This window comes from Peribacillus acanthi (assembly GCF_003073175.1).
Lineage (GTDB): Bacteria > Bacillota > Bacilli > Bacillales > DSM-1321 > Bacillus_BN > Bacillus_BN acanthi.
On sequence record NZ_QBBX01000016.1, the window covers coordinates 69,503 to 90,616 of the forward strand.

Below are 21,114 nucleotides of genomic sequence, written 5' to 3' on the forward strand. Positions count from 1 at the left end.
ATAGTATTAAATAGGTATTTATGCCTATTTATTCATAAAATTGTAAAAACTCAATTGTGGTTTTGTTTTGCCTTCGAGATATACTTGTGGAAAATAACAGTCCAAGTGTTGATCTGGAGGTAAAGTATGTCCATTAAATCACTATTCTTAAACAAAAGTGATAGTCACAGGGATCATTCAACTCAACCAAATATGGTTGCTCATCATCCCGGAATCGATTCAAACATCCACAAACACTATCATGAATTAATGAAAAGTAAGGAGGCGCAGCAGTTTAAGTTTGTTGGTTTATCTAAAGAGGATTTGATAAATCAACTTAAGATGCGTCCTATTATTGAAGCCCATGCAGAACAAATCGTGAATTCCTTTTATTCAAGATTATTAGAAATCCCTCATTTAACGACTATCATCCAAGAACATTCCACAGTTGAAAGATTAAAGCAAACATTGACTCGCTATGTTTTAGATATGGTTTCTGGTGAAATTGGAGAACAATATATTATTGGAAGAAAAATGATAGGTAAGGTGCACAATAGGATTGGTCTATTCCCTGAATGGTATATTGGAGCCTATACCCTTCTTCAAAATGAAGTCCTTCAAGTATTGACTTCTTCCATTGACAGGAAGGAGGAAATCGCCCAGCTCTATTTATCTTTCCAAAGGCTGTGCTCCTTTGACATGCAAATCGCTATCGAGACATATATAGAATCCTATACGGCTTCCATGTTAAAGCTAGGTGAAATTGAATCGATACAGAATAACCTTAACGATTCTTCTGCCAGATTGGCAGCAAGTGCAGAGGAAACAACATCCTGTATTGAAAATAAAGAGGAATCAATTAAGCAGATGATAGAGGAAATCGATTCTATTCAAGAGATTTCCCAAAACATGATTAAGCAAGTAGAAGCTGGAAAAGAAAATGTGGTGTCTTCCCTTACAAAAGTGGATGGTATTGTAGACCTCATTCATACCACTAAAAACATGACTTTGGAGTTGACGGAGTGTTCTGCACAAATTGGCCATGTGGTGAAGTCGATTCGAGGGATTTCTAATCAAACCAATATCCTTTCATTGAATGCGGCGATTGAAGCGGCTAGAGCTGGTGAACATGGACGTGGGTTCTCCATTGTTGCGCAAGAAGTCAGAAAGCTAGCTCGTCAAACGGAAAGTGCGCTTGATGATATTCAACAACAAATAGCCACTGTTCAAGCGACCATAGATAAATTTGATAAAAGTTTCCGGATTCTTGTAAGTGAAACTAGCGATTTTAGGGAAATGAACAGTCACATTATAGAAATTTTAGACCAATCTGTTGAAAGTGTGAAAGTAAATGACTCTAGAATAAGTCAATTTGCCATTGCAGTAAGTAATTTTAATAAAACTTTCGAGGATATTACCTATGCTTCCTATGAAATTGCAAAGATGGCTGAAAGCCTTAGTCATCTGAATATGGAATTGACGGATAAAATTAAAGCATAATTTATAGTCAGGCGGGGTATTAAGTTAAAAACTAAACAGAAACGGTGATACTATGATCGGCTGTTTATGCATTCATGGGTTTACTGGGTCTCCTTATGAGGTGGAACCTTTGGCCGAGTACCTTAGGGGAAACACAAATTGGAAGATCGTGGTGCCAACTTTACCGGGACATGAAGAAGAAGGTTCATTACAGGGAATCTCTTATATAGAATGGATGCAGTGTGCAGAAAATGCTCTGCAAGAGTTGGTAAGGGATTGTGAAAAGGTATATGTGATTGGATTTTCCATGGGAGGAATGATTGCATGCCACCTAGCTTCAAAATACCCGGTAGATAAGCTTGTATTGCTTAGTGCTGCTGCCAAATACATTCATTTTAGACAATTGATTTTGGATATTGTGGATTTGGTAAAAGAAGCTGCGAAAGGGCAGCATCAACAAAATGAACTTTTCTTAAGGTATAAGAACAAAATCCAAAAAACACCTTTAAGTGCGACCATCCAGTTCAGAACATTAGTTGCTAAAGTAATTCCCTTATTGGAAACTATATCCACACCGACTCTTATTGCGCAAGGCGGATTAGATGGTATTGTACCTCCCAAAAGTGCGGATTTTATCTATCAACACTTGTCATCCCAAGATAAGAAAATGATTCATGTGAAAAATGCCAAACATTTAATTTGCCATTGTGATGAAAATGAAAAGCTTTTTAAGAAAATACATTCCTTTTTAAGCAGTTAACCTCCTTAACTATCTTGCATAAAGAACATCCACGTGTTAATATTAGCTTTAATGCAACTTTAGGTTTGCATGAACGTCATGTGCAACCTTCGACTTTCAGGACAATATTTTTATTGTCCTTCTTGTTATTTTAAAGTTGTTTTCATTTATCTTTTGAAAGAGATTTCTTTTCGATCCTTACGATATGAGGATGAAATTTTTTACTTTATAAAATAGGCCATGCGAATTTTCAGCTGGCAACGGTGTTCTTTGTAATTGAAAAAGATGCGACCATAGAGATATAAGTTTACTCGATACATGTTATCGTAATTAAGATATAGAAGGAAATGGACCTTCTATTATGGTCCCATACTCCGTGTCATGTTGGCCTGTTTTGTGTATGAAAAAGATTGGACTTAAGTCAAAGACAGGAAAAATTGTCCTTACTTAACCTTCTCTCCTGTAGGATAAGCTATATAGTAGGTTCATTGGCTTCTGTGCTAAAGTAAATTCATTGGCTAGACAGCTGAAAACCTCCATATACTCCCTTCGGTTATATCATTTCAAATTGGTGATAATGAGAAAACTTTTTCTAAAGATATACACAATTCAAAGAAAAAAGGAGTTAGGAATTTTGACATTATTTAGCGAATTAGGATTACAGAAGTCCACATTAAAATCAATAGAAAGAATGGGTTTTGAAGAGGCTACACCGATTCAAGCTCAAACTATTCCAGTAGCTTTACAAGGTAAAGATTTAATTGGACAAGCACAAACAGGAACTGGAAAAACAGCTGCTTTTGGGATTCCGTTATTAGAGAAAATTGACATTAAAGCAGAACATGTTCAAGGGATTGTTATTGCCCCTACTCGTGAGCTTGCTATTCAAGTTTCAGAAGAATTATATAAATTAGGTTATGGTAAAAAAGTGAGTGTTCTTGCGGTATATGGTGGTCAAGATATCGACCGTCAGATTAGAGCGCTTAAGAAGAAGCCTCACATTATCGTTGGTACTCCAGGTCGTTTATTAGACCATATTAAACGTAAAACTCTTCGTCTTGGCGATGTTCAGACAGTTGTATTGGACGAAGCGGATGAAATGCTGAATATGGGCTTCATTGAGGATATTGAATCCATTCTTTCAGAGGTTCCGGAAGATCATCAAACATTGCTATTCTCTGCGACAATGCCTGATCCAATCAGAAAAATCGCTGAGAAATTCATGAATGATCCTCATCTTGTAAAAGTAAAAGCAAAAGAAATGACTGTAGATCGAATCCAACAGTATTATCTTGAAGTAAAAGAAGGAGAGAAGTTCGATGCACTTACTCGCCTACTTGACATTCAAACGCCAGAATTGGCAATTATTTTCGGTCGTACGAAAAGACGTGTAGATGAACTATCTTCTGCATTGACATTACGTGGATATACAGCAGAAGGAATTCATGGTGATCTTAGCCAAGCAAAACGTCTTTCTGTTTTGAAAAAGTTCAAAGAAGGCAGTATCGATGTTCTTGTAGCGACTGACGTGGCTGCTCGTGGTCTTGATATTTCAGGTGTTACACACGTATACAACTTCGATATCCCACAAGATGCAGAGAGCTACGTTCACCGTATTGGTAGAACAGGCCGTGCAGGTAAAACTGGAGTTGCAATCTCGTTTGTTACGTATAGAGAAAGATCTCAACTATATGTTATTGAGAGAACAACGAATAAACGTATGGAGCTTTTAAAAACTCCTACTTTGTCAGAAGCTTTAGAAGGACAACAAAAAGCTGTAACGGATAAAATTATCCAAACGATTGAAAGTGAAGATCTATCTGTATACTTGCCAAACGCTAAAGATCTTCTTTCTAGATATAGCGCAGAAGAACTTGTAGCAAGTGTATTGAAAATCATGACCAAAGAGCCGGATGCAACTCCTATCAAATTAACTGAAGAAGCTCCGATTCGTTCAAAACGCGAAAGAAAGCCATTCTCTAACAGAGGAAATAACCGAGGTTCTGGTGATAGAGGCCGTAGAGACTTTGGTGGCAAGAAACGCACAGGCAGCGGTGACCGTGATCGTAAATCAAATGGATATGGTCGTTCACGTAAAGAAAAATCAAACAATCAATAAGAATAAAGTAACCCGACTTCCTTGGAAGTCGGGTTTTTTGTACTTTTATGAATGGGTAGTTGGTTAGTGAAAGTAAGTCGACCTTGGTCTAATGACACTTACCAAGCTCTCATATATTAGCATCAAGAGGGGTAACAATGGGTACTGGTTTTAGGATGAATAAAGATTAGAGCGTATATGGTCGTAATGGGCAATTTCTTTATGCCACATCTTCTTATCTTCCTTTGTCTATACTATGAAAAAATAGTTTGAGGTGTCTGAAGTGACAATATTTCGATTAGGATACGTGGCAATGAGTGTCCACGTTCAAAATGCTTCTCCTTCCAAGACTATGACATATAGTCAATTTTCTAAAATCAAAGATAAAGAAGCTGCAATCCATAAGCTAGAAAGAATTGCAAAGACCAATTTACACAATTGCTTACGTTTGCTGAGACATAATCTTGCTCACGATATTACTTTTTTTCGGTTTAGTTCAAGGCTAGTACCCCTTGCTAATCATCCAGATTTGCCGGATTGGGATTATTTAAAGCCGTTAAAAAGTGAATTGCTTGCTATCAAGGAATTCCTTCAAAATCAAAGTGAAATGAGAGTGGATTTCCATCCGGATCATTTTGTCCTACTTAATGGAACAGATAAAGATATTCTGAACACATCTCTTCGAACTTTAAGGATGCATTATAGTTTATTGAAAGGTATGGGGATTGACACAAAACATCGTTGTGTCATGCATGTAGGGGGTGCTTACGAGGACAAGGAAAAAGCTCTTGAACAATTTATCTTAAATTGGGGATTGGTACCCACTAAGATTCAAGAAATGATCATGCTGGAAAACGATGACACTACTTTTTCGTTAAATGAAACATTATATCTTTGCGAAAAGTTAGGAGTGCCTCTTGTTTTTGATTATCATCACCATTTAGCAAACAAAGGAGAAGGGGAACAATGGGAGTCCCAGTGGGAACGCATAGTAGATACATGGAAATCATCTAACCTTCCTCTCAAGATGCATATTTCCAGTCCAAAAACTGAAAAAGATTTCTTGGCACATGCTGATTATGTTGATGTAGATATGTTCTGGAGATTTGTAGAGGAAGTGAATGGGACTGTGCCACAAATAGATTGTATGATTGAGGCGAAACAAAAGGACGATGCATTATTTCGGTTGATGGAGGAATTAATTGCGAAAAAAGGGATTAAAAAAATTAATGACAGCAGTTTTACCTTAAATTAATTGATGAAAAAGCCATTTTGTTATCTTTTTCACTTCACCATAAATATGAAGTAGTATGATACTATTTACATATATAGGGTGATTGGAAAAAGGAGGGGCTTTTTTGCAGCAGCAGATGAATACAATTTCACAAAAAGCGATAAAGGTATGGAGACTTTCAGGGTTTTTATATTCGTTAATTGGTATTGCCTTTGCAATTGGACTTACTGCATTAACCATATTCATGGATTGGCCAAATTGGATAATTGGGGTTTATTGGCTATTGGCGATTTTGGACTCGATATTCCTAGCGGTAATCTTGCCGTCCTTACGTTGGAAGTGGTGGAGATATGAAGTCAGAGAAGGGGAAATTGACATTCAGAAGGGAATTTTCGTTGTAAAAAAGACGTTATTTCCTATGAATAGGGTTCAGCATGTAGATACTAAACAAGGGCCTATTTATAGAAAATATGGGTTATCTACTGTCATTATTTCAACAGCTGCAACTATTCACGAAATCCCTGCTATAGAAAGCCATGAGGCTGATGAATTACGAAGAAAGATTTCGAGCCTTGCAAGTGTAGGTGAAGATGATGTCTAATTCAAAAAAGAGGTTACATAAGGTAGCCATCGTCTCTAATGCTTTAAAAACTTTAAAAGAAGCCATTATTCCATTCATAGTATTATTCGTATTCGGTGGGGATAAAGGATCAAAATGGGAAAGTATCGAGTTATACATCATTTTAGGGGTAGGCTTGCTAATCCTGATTTATGGTTTAATATCGTGGTGGCGTTTTACCTACGAATTGACAGATTATGAACTACGAATAGAACAAGGTGTATTTGTAAGGAATAAACGGTATATCCGTTTTGAAAGAATCCAAAGTGTTGATTTATCAGAAGGAATACTTCAGCAATTGTTTGGTTTGGTAAAGGTCAAAATTGAAACCGCCGGAACATCAGGACTACAAGCTGAAGCTGTACTAACCGCTATTACTAAACAAGAAGCTTCTAAGATTGAAACCGCCATTAGAGACTCGAAACGAAGTTCTAAAGATTTGCTTATTGAGGAAGATGGTCATGAACAAATGGGGGAGATTAGCACCCCTCTTTCTAAGTTTCAACTTAGCTTTAAGGAATTATTTATAATGGGAATCACTTCTGGAGGAGCTGGTGTCGTATTTTCCGGGGCAATGGCTTTTTTTTCACAATTCGAAGAATACATCCCATATGAAAAGGTCTTTAAAGGCTTCGAAAAATTCATTGCATCTGGAGTTATGGTAATTACGGTGCTTGTATTAATCGGCCTTATTATTGCCTATATTGTTGCAACCGCAGGTATTGTGTTAAAATACGCTTTCTTTACCGTTGTGAAGAAAGAAGATGAGTTGATTATTACAAGAGGTCTGCTCGAAAGAAGGCAAATCACCATTCCATTGAAAAAAATTCAGGCCATACGCATTGTTGAAAACTTGGTCAGACAACCATTAGGATATGCTACTGTTTATTTGGAGAATGCGGCTGGTTCTGTCATGGATCAAGAGGCATCTAAAGTCATGATTTTCCCATTAGTTAAAAAAAATCGGATACAAGGACTTTTGCAAGAATTTGTACCTACATATCAGTACCCAAATAATATTTTGCCTGTTCCGAAACGCTCAGTTACCAACTACTTATTCCAACAATGGGTGTTCTGGATTCCGGTATGTATAGCTATCATAATTTTCTTCCGTCCTTGGGGATTTCTTTCCTTATTCCTCTTACCTATTAGTGGAGTCTGGGCTTTCATAAATTATCGGACCGCAGGATGGTTTGTCGGAAATCAGCAGTTATCCCTCAGGTATCGAACTATTTCAAAACATACGTTTTTAGTGTTGAAGAATAGAATACAGTCCATTGAAAACAAAGGAAGCTGGTTTCAGAAACGTAGGCAACTGTCTACTCTAAGTGCATTCATTAAGCTTGGGATTGGTCCGGGTACAGGGAAGGTTGTTCATATGGACGAACAGGATGCGGATATCATCAAAGCTTGGTACCTGCCTGGCCGTATCGACCAAAGAAACGAAATGGATGTCTAAAAAAGAATGGCGCCATGAAAAAGCCTGCCATCAATCCTCCAAGGTGGCTTACTAAATTGATGTTTGGTTGGAAGGTACTCATTAGAACACCAACAACCGTCAACACAATGATTCTTTGCGAATCTTGTTTGGTCAAGTGGCTTTTTTGAAATAGAACTAAATATAGATAAAAACCTAGTAGTCCATAAATAGCTCCACTAGCACCACTATGCGTATAAGTAAGAGGGTATATGAAGTATGTGGCTAAATTCCCCGCTATTCCACACAAAACATAAAATAGCAACACATTGAAAGAACCTAATGATTTTTCCACGTAAGGGCCAAATAGTACGGTGGAAAAACAATTGAACAATAGATGAGAAAAAGAATTGTGTAAAATAACTGGAGTTAATAATCTCCAGTAATCACCTTGGGAAATCCAAAGGTTTACGCCTGCTAACGATTCAAATATGGTTCTGTTTGGAAAAAGCGGAATGGCTGTACTTAAAAAAACCATTATATTAAGAGCAATTATGAACGAAAAAATAGGATAAGATCTTACAAATTGTTGAAGGCTTTCTGTTCTTAGTAACATTATTTACACACCTCAAGTAGGGGATTCGTATTAAACGGTTTGTCCATTATATTTATGTTTATACCTTTTAAAATAGAAGAAGGTGGTTCGATGATAGTTGGTATTGGTCTTGATATTGTGGAAATCGATAGGATTCGAAATCTTTCTGAGAGACAACCTCGTTTTGTAGATCGTATTCTTACAACGAAAGAAAAGGAAAAATACGAAAATTTAAAGGGAGGAAGGAAGACGGAATTTTTAGCAGGAAGGTTTGCTGCGAAGGAAGCATTTTCAAAAGCTATAGGTACTGGAATTGGAAAGGATTTGCAATTTATTGACATGGAAATACTTTCAGATGAACGAGGGAAACCATTTTTTTCAAAGCCTGAAAAAAATAAAGTTCACTTGTCTATCACTCACAGTCAACAGTATGCTGCGGCTCAGGTCATTATTGAACGATAGTATAAATTTCTTTTTCTTATCAGCTTGTCAATACTTGGACATATTCGTAAATCTCCCCTCATATACTCATAGTGCTATAGGTGAGACAAGGCCAGGTAAGTGGACATTTCCCAAGGTAAGAAGAAACTTCGGGACTTTCGATTCTAAAGAACGGTACACTCTTGAGTTTTTTCTGGAGTGTTGCCCACAACAAATGGTAATTCTACAAGTAGAGTGGAAAAGAGAATGTTTGGACCAGCCTTTTCGTCTCCCTTTTCATGAGAAATGATAAAAAGGGGTTGAAAAGATGAAGAAATTGTTAGTAGTATTTGCAGGACTGATGCTTCTATTTACCCTTTCTGCTTGCGGACAGAAATCTCAAGAAGAAGTTGTGAAGGCTTTGGATGAGAAGGTAGCCGAAATGAAAGGGTATAAGGCTGATGCCAAAATGACCTTACAAATGGGTACTGAACCACAAGTGTATAATGTGGAAGTATGGCATCAAGATCCAGATTTCTATCGTGTGAATTTAAAGAATGAAAAGAAGGATCAAAGTCAAATGATTCTTCGTAATCAAGAAGGTGTATTTGTTTTAACGCCTGCATTGAATAAGAGTTTTCGTTTCCAAAGTGAGTGGCCAAAAAATAGCAGCCAAGCTTACCTCTACGAATCTTTAGTGAAGGATATTATTGAAGATAAATCCTCCACCTTTAAATCGACTGACAAACATTATGTGTTTGAAACAAAGACTCGTTACCAAAATAATAAAATGCTTCCGTATCAAGAAATCACCATTAATAAAAAGGATTTGACTCCTGTAAGTGTTAAAGTGATGGATCCTGACAAGAATACGTTGGTTACTGTTGAATTTTCTAACGTGAAATTTGATGCTTCCTTTGAAAAGGATGCATTCGATATGAAGAAAAACATGACAGGTGCTCAACTTGAAGTTCAAGTTATGGCTGAAGTGAAAGAAGAAGACTTTGCCGTGAAATATCCAGTTGCTGAGCTAAAGGGTGTTACTTTGGTGGATGAAAAAGAAATGGATACAGAAGACGGAAAACGCTTCGTTTTAACGTATGATGGGGAAAAGAGCTTTACTCTAATTCAAGAAAAAACAGAAATCGCACAAACAACATTAACTCCAACTAATGTTATTGGTGAGCCTGTTGATCTTGGATACACAGTAGGAGCGATGACTGCTAACATGATTACTTGGACATATGATGGTGTAGATTATACACTGGCTTCCCAAGAACTAACACCAGAAGAAATGATTGATGTAGCTCGCTCGGTTCAAGGAAATCCAATTAAATAACCTTACATGTAAAGCAGGCCGTTTTTATAATGGTCTGCTTTTTCCCGTATTGGAAATTGTGTTAACCTGTTTCGATGGGAAATTCTAATAAAGTATAAGTTTGCATGAAATGTTCACTATATGGTTTGACACTTTTAAATTAAGAGGTGATAATTTTTAAAAACATTTTTCTTTTACGATTCATGTACCGATAGAAGGAAGGGCTTTATGTGGCTATGGAAGCGTATTACCGTGATACTTGGGCTGAAATAAACTTGGACCATATATATGATAACGTCAAGGTTATGAAGGATAGATTGCCAGAAGGGGTAAAAATGTTTGCGGTTGTGAAAGCAAATGGTTATGGGCACGGAGATTGGCAGGTGGCTCAGGTAGCGTTGGAAGCAGGAGCGGATTACTTAGCTGTAGCCTTTTTAGATGAAGCAATCTCATTAAGGAAAAAAGGGATTGAAGCACCAATCTTAGTCCTTGGGGCGACACGACCAAGTGATTCTTCCGTGGCTGCTTATTGGGGAATAACTGTTACTGTCTTTCATCCAACTTGGTTAATCGAAGCAAAAAAAGATTTAAAAGAAAATCAAACATTAACTCTTCATATTAAATGTGATTCGGGTATGGGCAGATTGGGAATTAAAGATCGTCAAGACTTAGTCCAAATCGAAGAATTTGTAGAGGATAACCCTCAATTTATCATCGAAGGAATGTATACTCATTTCGCAACTTCAGATGAATTAGACGTTACGTATTACGAGAATCAATATACTACCTTTCAGGAGATGCTTTCTTGGTTAAAGATTCGTCCAGATATCATTCATGCTAGTAACAGTGCATCTAGTCTTCGGTTTGATAAAAGTCATTTCAATGCAATTCGTGTTGGAATATCCATGTATGGTCTTACTCCCTCCTTAGAAATGGAGCATTTACTTCCGGTGCCATTAAAAGAAGCATTCAGTCTTCATACGAAGTTAGTGCATGTTAAGAAACTAAAGGCTGGTGAGAGTGTAAGTTATGGAGCAACTTATACACCTGAAGAAGACGAGTGGATTGGAACATTACCTATCGGATATGCGGATGGCTGGTTACGTAAACTCCAAGGGATAGAAGTTTTGATTAGAGGGGAAAGGCTCCCTTTGGTAGGTAGGATTTGTATGGATCAATGCATGGTGAAACTACCAAAAAGATTAGAGGTTGGGGAAACCGTCACGTTAATTGGTTGGAATGGAAATCAAAGAATTTCTGTCAATGAGGTTGCCGTAAAACTAAATACCATCAATTATGAAGTAGTTTGTATGATTTCAAGCAGAGTCCCGAGGAAATATATTCGAAACAAAAATGTACAATGTATTCATAATTCTCTCCTGTGATTAATAAAATAAAACGGTGTAATACAGTGGCTTCATAAAATTACTCGAAAAACGATAGAACCTCATACCTTTATGCATAAAAGAGATTAAAATTGGACGATAATATTATGGAAATCCAATATACTCTTTGCATTTAAGCGTAAAAATGGTAATATGTTATGAGAAGTAGTAAAGGTGTGTAGTGATGGTGGAGGTGTATGCTTGTGTCTGAATCCAGCGCAACGAGAGAGATATTAATTCAATTACCTCAAAATCTATTGACAGAGTTAGATGGATACGCAGAAGAAGAAAACGGCAATCGCAGTGAGCTTATTTACCGTGCCACAATGATGTATTTAAACGAAAGAAAAAAGAGAAAATTTCGTGATCAGATGAAACGCGGATATTTAGAGATGGCTGCTATTAATTTGACAATTGCATCAGAAGCATTCCTAGCAGAATACGAAGCCGAGCATTGCGTAGAACGTCTAGTAAGTGGAGGATGACGATTTGGGCTTTAAGCGTGGTGACGTATACTTTGCAGATTTGTCCCCTGTGGTAGGTTCAGAACAAGGTGGAACCCGCCCAGTGCTGATTATACAAAATGATATTGGTAATCGCTTTAGTCCTACAGTAATTGTAGCAGCGATCACAGCCCAAATTCAAAAAGCAAAGCTTCCTACTCATGTAGAGATTAATGCGAAGCGTTACGGTTTTGAACGTGATTCGGTAATTCTACTTGAGCAAATACGTACCATTGATAAGAAACGCTTAACAGATATGATTACCCATCTAGATGACGTGATTATGAAAAAAGTCGATGAGGCTTTGCAAATCAGCTTGGGATTAAAAGAGTTTTAATATATACGTCCTTACGAATTGTAAGGGCGTTTTCGTTTTTTAAAAAGGGTAATTCCGCTATTATTATTTTGATAATTCTGGCTATTATTTGACGGTTCTTGTGAAGAAAAGATATAGTTAACATGAATGTCCCTTTTTTAAAAGGGATTTTGTTCTTTTGAATTTCAGAAAAAATATGAAAAATAGGTTTAACCTTATTCAAGAACGGGTATAAATAATCGTTTCGGTAACAATATAAATAAATTTGTGTGATTTAAGCACTCAATATAACCTAGGGTTTTGAAATGGAGGATACTATGCACGAGCTTGTATACGACTATATAACAAAAAATAGGGGTAGTATTTTAAACGACTGGATGAATAGAATGAAAGCCAATGCGGACGAAAGGTTGATTAAGGTTGTTTCTGACCAAATGTTCGCTCGGACGAGTAGTGAATTCATTGATATGGTCCTTTCAAATTTTAATGAAAATAGTAAAGAATTTCAAAATAAATTAACAGATTTTGCGGAAAAAGTAGTTCGTCTAGGTTGGCCATTAACCTTTGTGACAGCTGGTTTAAGAGAATTTAACCTAATTGTTTTTGAAGGAATGAACGAGGCGGGATTGATTAATCCGGACAATCAAATGGAGATTGTATACGACTTTGATAAATGGGCAACTCCAATGACGAACGAAATTGTAAATATGTATTCTCAAACATGGGAGAGGACGGTTTCTCTTCAAAAAATCGCCCTTCAAGAATTGTCTGCTCCACTTATTCCTGTCTTAGAAGGGATTACGGTAATGCCTTTGGTTGGTACGATTGATACTGAAAGAGCGAAACAAATCATGGAGAACTTATTGAATGGTGCCGTGAAGCACCGTTCAGAGGTTGTTTTAATAGATATTACAGGAGTTCCGGTAGTTGATACGATGGTAGCACATCATATTATCCAAGCTGCTGAAGCAGTTCGATTAATTGGCGCGAAATGTATGCTTTGTGGTATTCGACCAGAAATAGCACAGACCATCGTAAATTTAGGGATTAATCTTAATGAAATCGTCACTAAGAATTCTTTGAAAAAAGGAATTGAGGCCGCTTTAGAAATTACGAATCGTAAAATTGTCGGTGTCAATGAAGTGGAGGGCTCCTGATGAGAATCCCTATTCTGAAACTGCATAACTATTTGCTCGTTTCTATTCAATGGGAATTGGATGATCGTACTGCATTACAATTCCAAGAAGATTTACTTCATAAAATACATGAAACAAGTGCCAATGGAGTAGTCATTGATTTTACTTCAATCGATTTCATCGACTCTTTCATCGCTAAGGTTCTTGGTGATGTAGTAAATATGTCCAAGTTGATGGGGGCAGAAGTTGTAATTACAGGTATCCAGCCAGCTGTAGCGATAACCTTGATTGAACTTGGGATTGGTCTTGAAGATGTATATACAGCCTTGGACTTGGAAAAAGGCCTGGAGAAATTACAACAGGAACTGGGGGATTGAGTGTATGGAGCTTCAATCCTGTGTGAAAATTATTAATGAATGGGATATCGTGGCTGCAAGACAATTAGGTCGTAACGTGGCAAAAGAGCTGGGGTTTGGAACGGTAGACCAAGCAAGAATTACTACAGCTATTAGTGAATTGGCAAGGAATATCTACTTATATGCTGGCCAGGGGAAAGTCTGTATTGAAAAAGTATATAACAATGGTAAGGCTGGAATGAAAATCATTGCATCTGATGAAGGGCCAGGGATACAGGATATCCGAAAAGTAATGGAGGATGGCTATACTACTTCAGGTGGCCTCGGAGCAGGGTTGCCTGGTGTTAAACGATTGATGGATGACTTTTCAATAGATTCCACTCCTGGGGAAGGAACTGATATTCGCGCTACAAAATGGCTCCGCTAGGGGGAAGGTACATGGACCAAGATAGAGAGTCAATGGAATACAAGTATCGTGAAGCTCTCTCGAATTATATAAAAAATCAAACGGAACAAGCTTTGTATCAAGGACAAAAACTTAGCAGAACAACGTTGGAACAAAAAATATCTCCTGAAGAAATCATAAGTTGGCATAAAAGTATCCTTTTGGATTTGTCTCCTGATACATCTGAAACGGTCCTACATTCCTTAGACTTCTTATTAGAAGTCATGATGGGGTATGGGATTGCTTATCGGGAACACCAAAGTCTTCGCCATCAACAACAGGAATTAAAATCTGAGATAGAAATCGCGGCTAATGTTCAAAGTACTTTGCTAGAGACGCGAATCCCTGACGTGGAAGGTCTTGATATTGGGGCAATTAGTGTCCCTGCAAAAAGTATGAATGGAGACTACTATTACTTTGTGCAAGATGAAAATGATTTTATCGGAGTATCTATTGCTGATGTAATAGGAAAAGGGATTCCTGCTGCACTTTGTATGTCAATGATTAAGTACGCAATGGATAGTTTACCTGAGAATAGACATGCCCCCGCTTTAGTTTTAGAAAATTTGAATAGAGTGGTTGAGCAGAACGTTGATCCAAGTATGTTCATAACGATGTTCTATGGCCTGTATAACCCGTATGATCATATATTCTCTTACTCGTCTGCTGGTCATGAACCAGGGTTTTATTATCACGCTGCTGATGGTGCTTTTGAAGAATTATCAGCAAAAGGGTTACTTCTTGGTGTAGATAAACGGACGAAATATCAACAGTACGAACGTAGAGTAGAAGTTGGAGATATGATTATTCTGCTTTCAGATGGTGTAACTGAATGTCGCACTGAGGATGGTTTTATTGAAAGGGAATATTTAGTGGACTACATCACTAAGAATATACACCTTCATCCACAAGCAATTGTTGTAAATCTATTTAAGCAATTAGAAAAGCTTCAAGATTTTCAGTTAAGAGATGATTTTACATTGATTGTACTGAAGAGGACAAAATAAATTGGGACTTATTTTTATTTTAGGTTTAAGTCATAGAATTACGGGTATATATAAAAAGCAATTTCAGTAGGTAAAGAGGTGGGTCAAAATGAATATTACGATTGATGTTAAAGATTTAGATGCAAATGTACAAGTGAAAGTGAAGGGTGAAATAGATGCATATACTGCCCCGAAGTTAAGAGAGTCGTTATTTCCTCTTTCTGAACAAGAAAATGTGAAAATGACTGTCGATCTTTCCGAAGTTACGTATATGGATAGTACGGGTCTAGGAGTATTTGTAGGTCTTTTTAAAAATGTACGTTCCTATAATGGAGATTTTGCTATCGAAGGTTTAAGTGATCGTCTTAAAAGGTTGTTTGATATTACTGGCCTAGGGGATATTATCAATATTAAAAGTGATGCAGAGGGTGAACAATCATGAGTCGAGCGTATGATTACATTGAAATGACAATTCCTGCTAAGCCAGAGTTTGTTGGTGTAATTCGACTTACGCTTTCTGGAATCGCTAGTCGAATGGGTTTTTCTTATGATGCTATTGAAGATTTGAAGATAGCTACAAGCGAAGCAGTGACAAATGCAGTGCAGCATGCATATAAAGAAGGCGATACTGGTGAAGTGAAAATTGGATTTGGCCTTTTTGAAGATAAAATAGAAGTAATGGTTGGAGATAACGGTCATAGCTGTAACTTTGATGAAGTTAGACAAGGCCTTGGTCCGTATGCACAGGATCAAAACGTGGAACTCCTAAGAGAAGGAGGTTTAGGCCTATATCTCATTGAAACCCTAATGGATGAAGTGAAAATCCATGAAAATAATGGGGTTACAGTATTTATGACAAAGTATGTCGAAGGAGAGCAGGTGGAGAGTGATGCAGAAACAATCTCAACCTAATCAAGCCATGAAGGAAAAGGTAAGCGAGTGGATTAAAGCCTATCAGCTTCACCAAGATGAAGAGGCCCAAAATCACCTTGTAATCCATTATAAAAATTTGGTTGAAACAATTGCTAGGAAATATTCTAGAGGAAGATCTTTTCAAGAAGATATCACCCAAGTTGGGATGATTGGTCTATTAGGAGCCATCCGTCGATATGACGAATCTTTCGGTAAAAGTTTTGAGGCGTTTGCAGTTCCTACCATTATTGGTGAAATCAAAAGGTTCTTAAGGGATAAAACCTGGAGCGTTCATGTTCCAAGGCGAATTAAAGAACTTGGTCCAAAAATAAAAACTACTGTAGAAGATTTAACGACAGAATTACAACGTTCCCCAAGGATAGATGAAATAGCGGATTACCTACAAGTGTCAGAAGAAGAAGTGTTAGAAGCTATGGAAATGGGTAAGAGTTATCAAGCTTTATCCATGGATCATTCAATAGAGGCTGACTCTGATGGAGGTACTGTCACATTATTAGATATCTTCGGGAACATTGATCAAGGATTTGAAAAGGTAAATCAGCGCCTCGTCCTTGAAAAAGTTCTACACGTATTGTCAGAACGGGAAAGAAGTATTATCCACTACACATATCTAGAGAATTTGAGCCAAAAAGATGCTGGAGAAAAGCTGGGGATTTCGCAGATGCATGTTTCGAGATTGCAACGTAGAGCAATAAAAAAGCTTCAGGAAGCGATTCATTCTGAAAACTCGGAGTTCAGTAAATGATTCAAGATGACCTCTCGAATTCTAATGTTGAGGTTTTGGTGAGGCAAACCTCTAAAAAAGGCGACCCTTATTGTGGGGATTCTTTTTTCTATACATCTACAGATGAATACTTCATATGTGTCCTTGCTGATGGACTTGGAAGTGGAAAATACGCTAATGAATCATCTGCCGCCGTAATCAACGCTGTCAAACAGCATCATTCAAAACCGCTTGTCCAACTCATGGACATATGCAATAAAGAGATGATTAACAAGCGTGGTGCAGCAGTTTCCATTATAAAAATGTATTATGAAACTAGGACTTTTGAATATATTTCTGTCGGTAATATAAAGTTCTTTCTCTATAATCACAAGGTTGGAAAGATGCTATATCCTTTACCTGTAACAGGCTATCTGTCTGGTCGAAAGGTAAAAATGTATATTCAAACATTTGAATATGAAGCGGGTTCAAGGTTTATATTGTTTTCAGACGGGCTTGAATTAAGGGAAATTAAAGCTTATTTGAATTCTCATTCACCGTTGGATTGCATAGCTGATACAATATTGGATTCCAATACCGCACAATCTGATGATATGACGTTTATATTAGGAAGCTTACAATGAAGAAAATGTAAGCTTCCTTTTTATGTGTATAAATTTACATCAACCAAATTTCCTCTGAACAGTTTGATTTGTTAAAATGGAAACAATTCATAAAATAATGGGGGAGATTCATTGACTACATTATCTGAACAATCCATTGATTTAGTAAACATAGTTTCAAAAGAATTGAAGTTGCAAAAAAAACAAGTTCAACAAGTGATTTCCCTAGTAGAAGATGGGAATACAGTCCCTTTTATTGCGCGGTATCGAAAGGAAATGACAGGTTCGTTGGATGAAGTGCAAATCCGCGACATCATTGAACGTTGGAATTATTTAGAGAACTTAGAAAAGCGTAAAGAGGAAGTCCTTCGCAATATTGAAGAACAAGGGAAACTTACTCCTGAACTACAAAAAAGCATTCAGCAAGCAGAGAAACTTCAAATAGTAGAAGATCTTTATAGACCTTTTAAACAAAAGAAAAGAACAAAAGCTACCGTTGCAAAAGAAAAAGGGCTGGAGCCTTTTGCGAATTGGTTATTAGCTTTTCCGGCACAAGGGGATGTCCTTAAGGAAGCAGCATCTTATCTTTCAGAAGAATTGGGTGTTCACTCGCCTCAAGAAGCAGTGGATGGAGCAAAAGACATTATTGCAGAAGTAGTTTCCGATGATGCTTCCATTAGACAATGGATAAGAACACAAACCTTTACTTCTGGAATGATTCAAGCTGCGCTAAAAGATGGAGAAAAAGATGAGAAACGAGTTTTTGAGAACTACTACGAGTATGAAGAACCGATTCAGAAAATAGTACCTCACCGAGTCCTCGCTTTAAACCGAGGAGAAAACGAAGGTGTTTTAAAGGTTTCCTTAAAAGCAGGAACTGATAGAATTGTGTCATACATAGAGAAGAAAATCATAAAAAATCAACAATCCATAAGTGTAGATTACGTTAAACAAGCAATTGAAGATGCTTATAAACGACTGATTCAGCCTTCAATCGAAAGAGAAATTCGTAGAGAGTTGACGGAAAAGGCAGAAGATCGTGCCATTCATATCTTTTCCGAAAACTTACGCAATCTTTTATTGCAACCGCCATTAAAGGGGAGAGTTGTATTAGGGGTAGATCCAGCCTATAGAACAGGTTGTAAATTAGCAGTGGTAGATGAGACAGGGAAAGTGTTGGACATAGGTGTCATTTATCCTCATCCACCAGCTTCGAAAAAAGAAGCTGCAAAAGAAAAAGTAAAGCAACTTATTGGGAAATTCAGCATCGAAGTAATTGCCATTGGTAATGGAACTGCTTCTAGGGAAACTGAACAATTTATTGCGGAACTGATTAAGGAACAAAATAACAAAATATATTATACGATTGTCAATGAAGCGGGGGCGAGTGTGTATTCTGCTTCTGAATTGGCTCGTGAGGAATTTCCGAACTTCCAAGTTGAAGAAAGAAGTGCAGTATCCATTGCGAGAAGATTACAAGATCCGCTTGCGGAACTAGTGAAAATCGATCCTAAATCTGTTGGTGTTGGCCAATACCAGCATGATGTATCTCAGAAAAAGCTTTCAGATTCTCTTACCTTTATTGTAGAGACAGCAGTTAACCAGGTAGGGGTAAATGTCAACACTGCTTCTGCATCCTTGTTGCAAAATGTAGCAGGACTTTCAAAATCCGTAGCTCAGAATATTATTAACAAAAGAGAAGATGAGGGCAAATTCACTACCCGATCTCAATTGAAGAAAATCCCACGTCTTGGTGCGAAAACTTATGAGCAATGTATAGGGTTTCTAAGAATCGTTGATGGCGAGCAACCATTGGATCGTACAAGCATTCATCCCGAAAACTACGATACGGTCAAAAAACTGTTAAAAAAGCTAGGATTCAAAGAGTCTCAGATAGGATCAGAAGGCTTGAAAGAAGCGTTGAACAATGTTTCTCTTGATGAGGTTTCAAAAGAATTTGGAATCGGACACCTTACATTAAAAGATATTATAGATGCTTTGGTAAAGCCAGGACGAGACCCAAGGGATGAACTTCCTAAACCGTTATTGAAGTCAGATATTCTAAAGATGGAAGACTTATCACAAGGGATGGAACTTCAAGGCACAGTTCGAAACGTTGTCGATTTTGGAGCTTTTGTTGATATTGGGGTTAAACAAGACGGGCTAGTCCATTTATCCAAGCTAAGCAACAGTTTTGTTAAACATCCATTAGATATTGTCGCTCTCGGAGACGTGGTGACGGTTTGGGTGGATTCAGTTGACTTAGTAAAGCAACGCGTTTCGCTTACGATGCTACCTCCAAATAAATGAAAATGAACACCTTCCAGCGTTATTGCTTGAAGGTGTTTGTTTTTTTGTAGTAATACCAACATTGATTTAGTAATTTGATTTGATATCGATCTTTTTCAAGGAAAGCTCTACGGATTTGACTTTGCAACCATTTAGGCATATTGTAGCCCCCAATCTTATGCTAGCGTTAATGCAGTGTATGATATAATAGGTTGTCATGGTTAAAGGAGAATTTAAATGGACAATCATCAATTGCAAAGAATGACAGAAGAAATCTCAATTACGCTTTTTCATAAACCATTTCAGCATGCCATTTATTTTAATGCTCGCTTAAAGACTACTGGTGGAAGGTATCTGCTTCAATCTCATAATATAGAAATTAATGAAAGATACTACAAGGAATATGGGGTTAATGAGATTGTTGGTATTATTAAGCACGAGTTGTGCCATTATCACTTACATTTAGAGGGTCGTGGGTATCAACATAAAGATCGTGACTTCAAGGAGTTAATGAAACAAGTAGGTGCCCCACGGTTTTGTACTCCTCTTAAAAGCTATCGTAAGCAAAGTAAAAGCCCTCAAAAACTTTATTTATATGAGTGTAGTAATTGTGCTCAAAAATATAGGAGAAAGAAAAGGGTAAATATAGATAAGTATGTTTGTGGGAAGTGCAAAGGTCGTCTAAAATTGGTGAAGAGTTCCATTGGATTAACATAAAAAAATATTATTTTAATATTGACTTCGGGTAGGAATCTAACTATAATCTAAAGAGTCGACAAGTTAGTCGATGAGAATTCAGCTTCATATTGTTCCGCAGTAGCTCAGTGGTAGAGCACTCGGCTGTTAACCGAGCGGTCGTAGGTTCGAATCCTACCTGCGGAGCCATTTTATTTATGGGGAAGTACTCAAGAGGCTGAAGAGGCGCCCCTGCTAAGGGTGTAGGTCGGGTAACCGGCGCGAGGGTTCAAATCCCTCCTTCTCCGCCATATACATTATGGCCCGTTGGTCAAGCGGTTAAGACACCGCCCTTTCACGGCGGTAACACGGGTTCGAATCCCGTACGGGTCATCTTTATAAGAATGGGAAGCGAATTAGTCGCCTCCCATTCTTTCACCTTATTGGTTCCGTGGTGTAGCGGTTAACATGCCTGCCTGTCACGCAGGAGATCGCGGGTTCGATTCCCGTCGGGACCGCCATATTTTTTTGGTGAAATAAAGAATAAAAAAATAATAGTTGCAAACACTTTTATTGTGTGGTAAGATATAAAAGTTGCTTCTTTGAAAAGTAAACATCATTGGGGTATAGCCAAGCGGTAAGGCATAGCACTTTGACTGCTACATGCGTTGGTTCGAATCCAGCTACCCCAGCCATTAGAGCCATTAGCTCAGTCGGTAGAGCATCTGACTTTTAATCAGAGGGTCGGAGGTTCGAGTCCTCCATGGCTCACCATTTAGTTTCGCGGATGTGGCGGAATTGGCAGACGCACCAGACTTAGGATCTGGCGCCTTACGGCGTGGGGGTTCAAGTCCCTTCATCCGCAC

Annotated in this window: 23 protein-coding genes and 7 tRNA genes; 28 read left to right on the plus strand and 2 right to left on the minus strand. The window is 37.7% G+C overall.

What is annotated here, in order from left to right; genetic code table 11:
• Positions 1 to 126 precede the first annotated feature (126 nt).
• The 6 genes from DBX25_RS15500 (at position 127) to DBX25_RS15525 (ending at position 7,607) form a co-directional block, all read left to right on the plus strand.
• Positions 127 to 1,479, plus strand: coding sequence for a globin-coupled sensor protein (locus tag DBX25_RS15500; RefSeq protein WP_108671713.1), 1,353 nt, complete (start codon positions 127 to 129; stop codon positions 1,477 to 1,479).
• A 52-nt stretch (positions 1,480 to 1,531) separates the two neighbouring features.
• The gene (locus DBX25_RS15505; protein WP_108671714.1) at positions 1,532 to 2,218 is read left to right on the plus strand and encodes an alpha/beta hydrolase; all 687 of its coding nucleotides are present in this window, start codon (positions 1,532 to 1,534) and stop codon (positions 2,216 to 2,218) included.
• A 613-nt stretch (positions 2,219 to 2,831) separates the two neighbouring features.
• Positions 2,832 to 4,316, plus strand: coding sequence for a degradosome RNA helicase CshA (gene cshA / locus DBX25_RS15510; protein ID WP_240620346.1), 1,485 nt, complete (start codon positions 2,832 to 2,834; stop codon positions 4,314 to 4,316).
• A 262-nt stretch (positions 4,317 to 4,578) separates the two neighbouring features.
• Positions 4,579 to 5,550, plus strand: coding sequence for a UV DNA damage repair endonuclease UvsE (gene uvsE, locus DBX25_RS15515; protein WP_108671716.1), 972 nt, complete (start codon positions 4,579 to 4,581; stop codon positions 5,548 to 5,550).
• A gap of 115 nt (positions 5,551 to 5,665) precedes the next feature.
• Positions 5,666 to 6,130, plus strand: a complete 465-nt coding sequence (locus tag DBX25_RS15520) for a PH domain-containing protein (RefSeq protein ID WP_108671735.1) — start codon at positions 5,666 to 5,668, stop codon at positions 6,128 to 6,130.
• A complete protein-coding gene (locus DBX25_RS15525) occupies positions 6,120 to 7,607 on the plus strand; it encodes a PH domain-containing protein (RefSeq protein WP_240620347.1) in 1,488 nt (495 codons plus the stop codon). Before DBX25_RS15520 ends, DBX25_RS15525 begins: the two co-directional genes overlap by 11 nt.
• Here DBX25_RS15525 and DBX25_RS15530 read toward each other — a convergent pair.
• On the minus strand, positions 7,552 to 8,181 hold the full coding sequence (locus DBX25_RS15530; RefSeq protein WP_108671718.1) for a rhomboid family intramembrane serine protease: 630 nt from the start codon (positions 8,179 to 8,181) through the stop codon (positions 7,552 to 7,554). The genes DBX25_RS15525 and DBX25_RS15530 overlap by 56 nt on opposite strands.
• 90 nt (positions 8,182 to 8,271) lie before the next feature.
• Between DBX25_RS15530 and acpS the strand changes: the two genes are divergently transcribed.
• From acpS to DBX25_RS15600, 14 genes are all read left to right on the plus strand, one after another.
• Entirely contained in the window at positions 8,272 to 8,622 is a 351-nt protein-coding gene (acpS, locus tag DBX25_RS15535) for a holo-ACP synthase (RefSeq protein ID WP_108671719.1), read from the plus strand.
• A gap of 286 nt (positions 8,623 to 8,908) precedes the next feature.
• The gene (locus tag DBX25_RS15540; protein ID WP_108671720.1) at positions 8,909 to 9,919 is read left to right on the plus strand and encodes a LolA family protein; all 1,011 of its coding nucleotides are present in this window, start codon (positions 8,909 to 8,911) and stop codon (positions 9,917 to 9,919) included.
• Positions 9,920 to 10,134: 215 nt separating this feature from the next.
• Positions 10,135 to 11,283 carry an alanine racemase gene (gene alr / locus DBX25_RS15545; protein WP_108671736.1) on the plus strand — a complete coding sequence of 383 codons (1,149 nt, stop codon included), beginning with the start codon at positions 10,135 to 10,137 and terminating at the stop codon, positions 11,281 to 11,283.
• A gap of 203 nt (positions 11,284 to 11,486) precedes the next feature.
• Complete coding sequence (locus DBX25_RS15550; protein WP_108671737.1) at positions 11,487 to 11,768, plus strand: CopG family ribbon-helix-helix protein; 282 nt, start codon at positions 11,487 to 11,489, stop codon at positions 11,766 to 11,768.
• A gap of 4 nt (positions 11,769 to 11,772) precedes the next feature.
• Entirely contained in the window at positions 11,773 to 12,123 is a 351-nt protein-coding gene (locus DBX25_RS15555) for a type II toxin-antitoxin system PemK/MazF family toxin (RefSeq protein ID WP_108671721.1), read from the plus strand.
• A gap of 296 nt (positions 12,124 to 12,419) precedes the next feature.
• Positions 12,420 to 13,259, plus strand: a complete 840-nt coding sequence (locus DBX25_RS15560; protein ID WP_108671722.1) for an RsbT co-antagonist protein RsbRA — start codon at positions 12,420 to 12,422, stop codon at positions 13,257 to 13,259.
• A complete protein-coding gene (locus tag DBX25_RS15565) occupies positions 13,259 to 13,615 on the plus strand; it encodes an STAS domain-containing protein (RefSeq protein WP_108671723.1) in 357 nt (118 codons plus the stop codon). The genes DBX25_RS15560 and DBX25_RS15565 overlap by 1 nt, the downstream gene beginning before the upstream one ends.
• Before the next feature lie 4 nt (positions 13,616 to 13,619).
• Positions 13,620 to 14,021, plus strand: coding sequence for an anti-sigma regulatory factor (locus DBX25_RS15570; RefSeq protein ID WP_108671724.1), 402 nt, complete (start codon positions 13,620 to 13,622; stop codon positions 14,019 to 14,021).
• 11 nt (positions 14,022 to 14,032) lie between these two features.
• Positions 14,033 to 15,046: a PP2C family protein-serine/threonine phosphatase gene (locus tag DBX25_RS15575; RefSeq protein ID WP_108671725.1), complete on the plus strand. Its 1,014-nt coding sequence runs from the start codon at positions 14,033 to 14,035 to the stop codon at positions 15,044 to 15,046.
• Between the two features lie 88 nt (positions 15,047 to 15,134).
• Complete coding sequence (locus DBX25_RS15580; protein ID WP_108671726.1) at positions 15,135 to 15,467, plus strand: anti-sigma factor antagonist; 333 nt, start codon at positions 15,135 to 15,137, stop codon at positions 15,465 to 15,467.
• Positions 15,464 to 15,937 carry an anti-sigma B factor RsbW gene (gene rsbW, locus DBX25_RS15585; RefSeq protein ID WP_108671727.1) on the plus strand — a complete coding sequence of 158 codons (474 nt, stop codon included), beginning with the start codon at positions 15,464 to 15,466 and terminating at the stop codon, positions 15,935 to 15,937. Before DBX25_RS15580 ends, rsbW begins: the two co-directional genes overlap by 4 nt.
• Positions 15,915 to 16,703, plus strand: a complete 789-nt coding sequence (gene sigB, locus DBX25_RS15590) for an RNA polymerase sigma factor SigB (protein WP_108671728.1) — start codon at positions 15,915 to 15,917, stop codon at positions 16,701 to 16,703. The genes rsbW and sigB overlap by 23 nt, the downstream gene beginning before the upstream one ends.
• Entirely contained in the window at positions 16,700 to 17,305 is a 606-nt protein-coding gene (locus tag DBX25_RS15595) for a PP2C family serine/threonine-protein phosphatase (RefSeq protein WP_108671729.1), read from the plus strand. The genes sigB and DBX25_RS15595 overlap by 4 nt, the downstream gene beginning before the upstream one ends.
• Positions 17,306 to 17,416: 111 nt before the next feature.
• Positions 17,417 to 19,594 (plus strand): Tex family protein, encoded by a 2,178-nt coding sequence (locus tag DBX25_RS15600; RefSeq protein WP_108671730.1) that lies wholly within the window; start codon positions 17,417 to 17,419, stop codon positions 19,592 to 19,594.
• Between the two features lie 19 nt (positions 19,595 to 19,613).
• Here DBX25_RS15600 and cmpA read toward each other — a convergent pair whose 3' ends face one another.
• A complete protein-coding gene (gene cmpA / locus DBX25_RS15605) occupies positions 19,614 to 19,733 on the minus strand; it encodes a cortex morphogenetic protein CmpA (RefSeq protein WP_108671731.1) in 120 nt (39 codons plus the stop codon).
• Between the two features lie 77 nt (positions 19,734 to 19,810).
• Between cmpA and DBX25_RS15610 the strand changes: the two genes are divergently transcribed.
• From DBX25_RS15610 to DBX25_RS15645, 8 genes are all read left to right on the plus strand, one after another.
• A complete protein-coding gene (locus tag DBX25_RS15610) occupies positions 19,811 to 20,290 on the plus strand; it encodes a SprT family protein (RefSeq protein ID WP_108671732.1) in 480 nt (159 codons plus the stop codon).
• A 93-nt stretch (positions 20,291 to 20,383) separates the two neighbouring features.
• Positions 20,384 to 20,458 (plus strand) — tRNA-Asn (locus DBX25_RS15615).
• Between the two features lie 10 nt (positions 20,459 to 20,468).
• Positions 20,469 to 20,559: transfer RNA gene (locus DBX25_RS15620), tRNA-Ser, on the plus strand.
• 10 nt (positions 20,560 to 20,569) lie between these two features.
• Positions 20,570 to 20,641: transfer RNA gene (locus DBX25_RS15625), tRNA-Glu, on the plus strand.
• Between the two features lie 52 nt (positions 20,642 to 20,693).
• A tRNA-Asp gene (locus DBX25_RS15630) sits at positions 20,694 to 20,769 on the plus strand.
• A 99-nt stretch (positions 20,770 to 20,868) separates the two neighbouring features.
• Positions 20,869 to 20,943 (plus strand) — tRNA-Gln (locus DBX25_RS15635).
• A gap of 3 nt (positions 20,944 to 20,946) precedes the next feature.
• Positions 20,947 to 21,022, plus strand: a tRNA-Lys gene (locus DBX25_RS15640).
• A 9-nt stretch (positions 21,023 to 21,031) separates the two neighbouring features.
• Positions 21,032 to 21,113 (plus strand) — tRNA-Leu (locus DBX25_RS15645).
• Position 21,114: the final 1 nt, after the last annotated feature.

Bases quoted from the DNA above. Each gene is read 5' to 3' on its own strand.
- DBX25_RS15500 (WP_108671713.1), top strand. From the start codon at position 127: ATGTCCATTAAATCACTATTCTTAAACAAAAGTGATAGTCACAGGGAT.
- DBX25_RS15505 (WP_108671714.1), top strand. From the start codon at position 1,532: ATGATCGGCTGTTTATGCATTCATGGGTTTACTGGGTCTCCTTATGAG.
- DBX25_RS15520 (WP_108671735.1), top strand. From the start codon at position 5,666: ATGAATACAATTTCACAAAAAGCGATAAAGGTATGGAGACTTTCAGGG.
- DBX25_RS15525 (WP_240620347.1), top strand. From the start codon at position 6,120: ATGATGTCTAATTCAAAAAAGAGGTTACATAAGGTAGCCATCGTCTCT.
- DBX25_RS15530 (WP_108671718.1), bottom strand. From the start codon at position 8,181: ATGTTACTAAGAACAGAAAGCCTTCAACAATTTGTAAGATCTTATCCT.
- acpS (WP_108671719.1), top strand. From the start codon at position 8,272: ATGATAGTTGGTATTGGTCTTGATATTGTGGAAATCGATAGGATTCGA.
- DBX25_RS15540 (WP_108671720.1), top strand. From the start codon at position 8,909: ATGAAGAAATTGTTAGTAGTATTTGCAGGACTGATGCTTCTATTTACC.
- alr (WP_108671736.1), top strand. From the start codon at position 10,135: ATGGAAGCGTATTACCGTGATACTTGGGCTGAAATAAACTTGGACCAT.
- DBX25_RS15560 (WP_108671722.1), top strand. From the start codon at position 12,420: ATGCACGAGCTTGTATACGACTATATAACAAAAAATAGGGGTAGTATT.
- DBX25_RS15565 (WP_108671723.1), top strand. From the start codon at position 13,259: ATGAGAATCCCTATTCTGAAACTGCATAACTATTTGCTCGTTTCTATT.
- DBX25_RS15570 (WP_108671724.1), top strand. From the start codon at position 13,620: ATGGAGCTTCAATCCTGTGTGAAAATTATTAATGAATGGGATATCGTG.
- DBX25_RS15575 (WP_108671725.1), top strand. From the start codon at position 14,033: ATGGACCAAGATAGAGAGTCAATGGAATACAAGTATCGTGAAGCTCTC.
- DBX25_RS15580 (WP_108671726.1), top strand. From the start codon at position 15,135: ATGAATATTACGATTGATGTTAAAGATTTAGATGCAAATGTACAAGTG.
- rsbW (WP_108671727.1), top strand. From the start codon at position 15,464: ATGAGTCGAGCGTATGATTACATTGAAATGACAATTCCTGCTAAGCCA.
- sigB (WP_108671728.1), top strand. From the start codon at position 15,915: ATGCAGAAACAATCTCAACCTAATCAAGCCATGAAGGAAAAGGTAAGC.
- DBX25_RS15595 (WP_108671729.1), top strand. From the start codon at position 16,700: ATGATTCAAGATGACCTCTCGAATTCTAATGTTGAGGTTTTGGTGAGG.
- cmpA (WP_108671731.1), bottom strand. From the start codon at position 19,733: ATGCCTAAATGGTTGCAAAGTCAAATCCGTAGAGCTTTCCTTGAAAAA.
- DBX25_RS15610 (WP_108671732.1), top strand. From the start codon at position 19,811: ATGGACAATCATCAATTGCAAAGAATGACAGAAGAAATCTCAATTACG.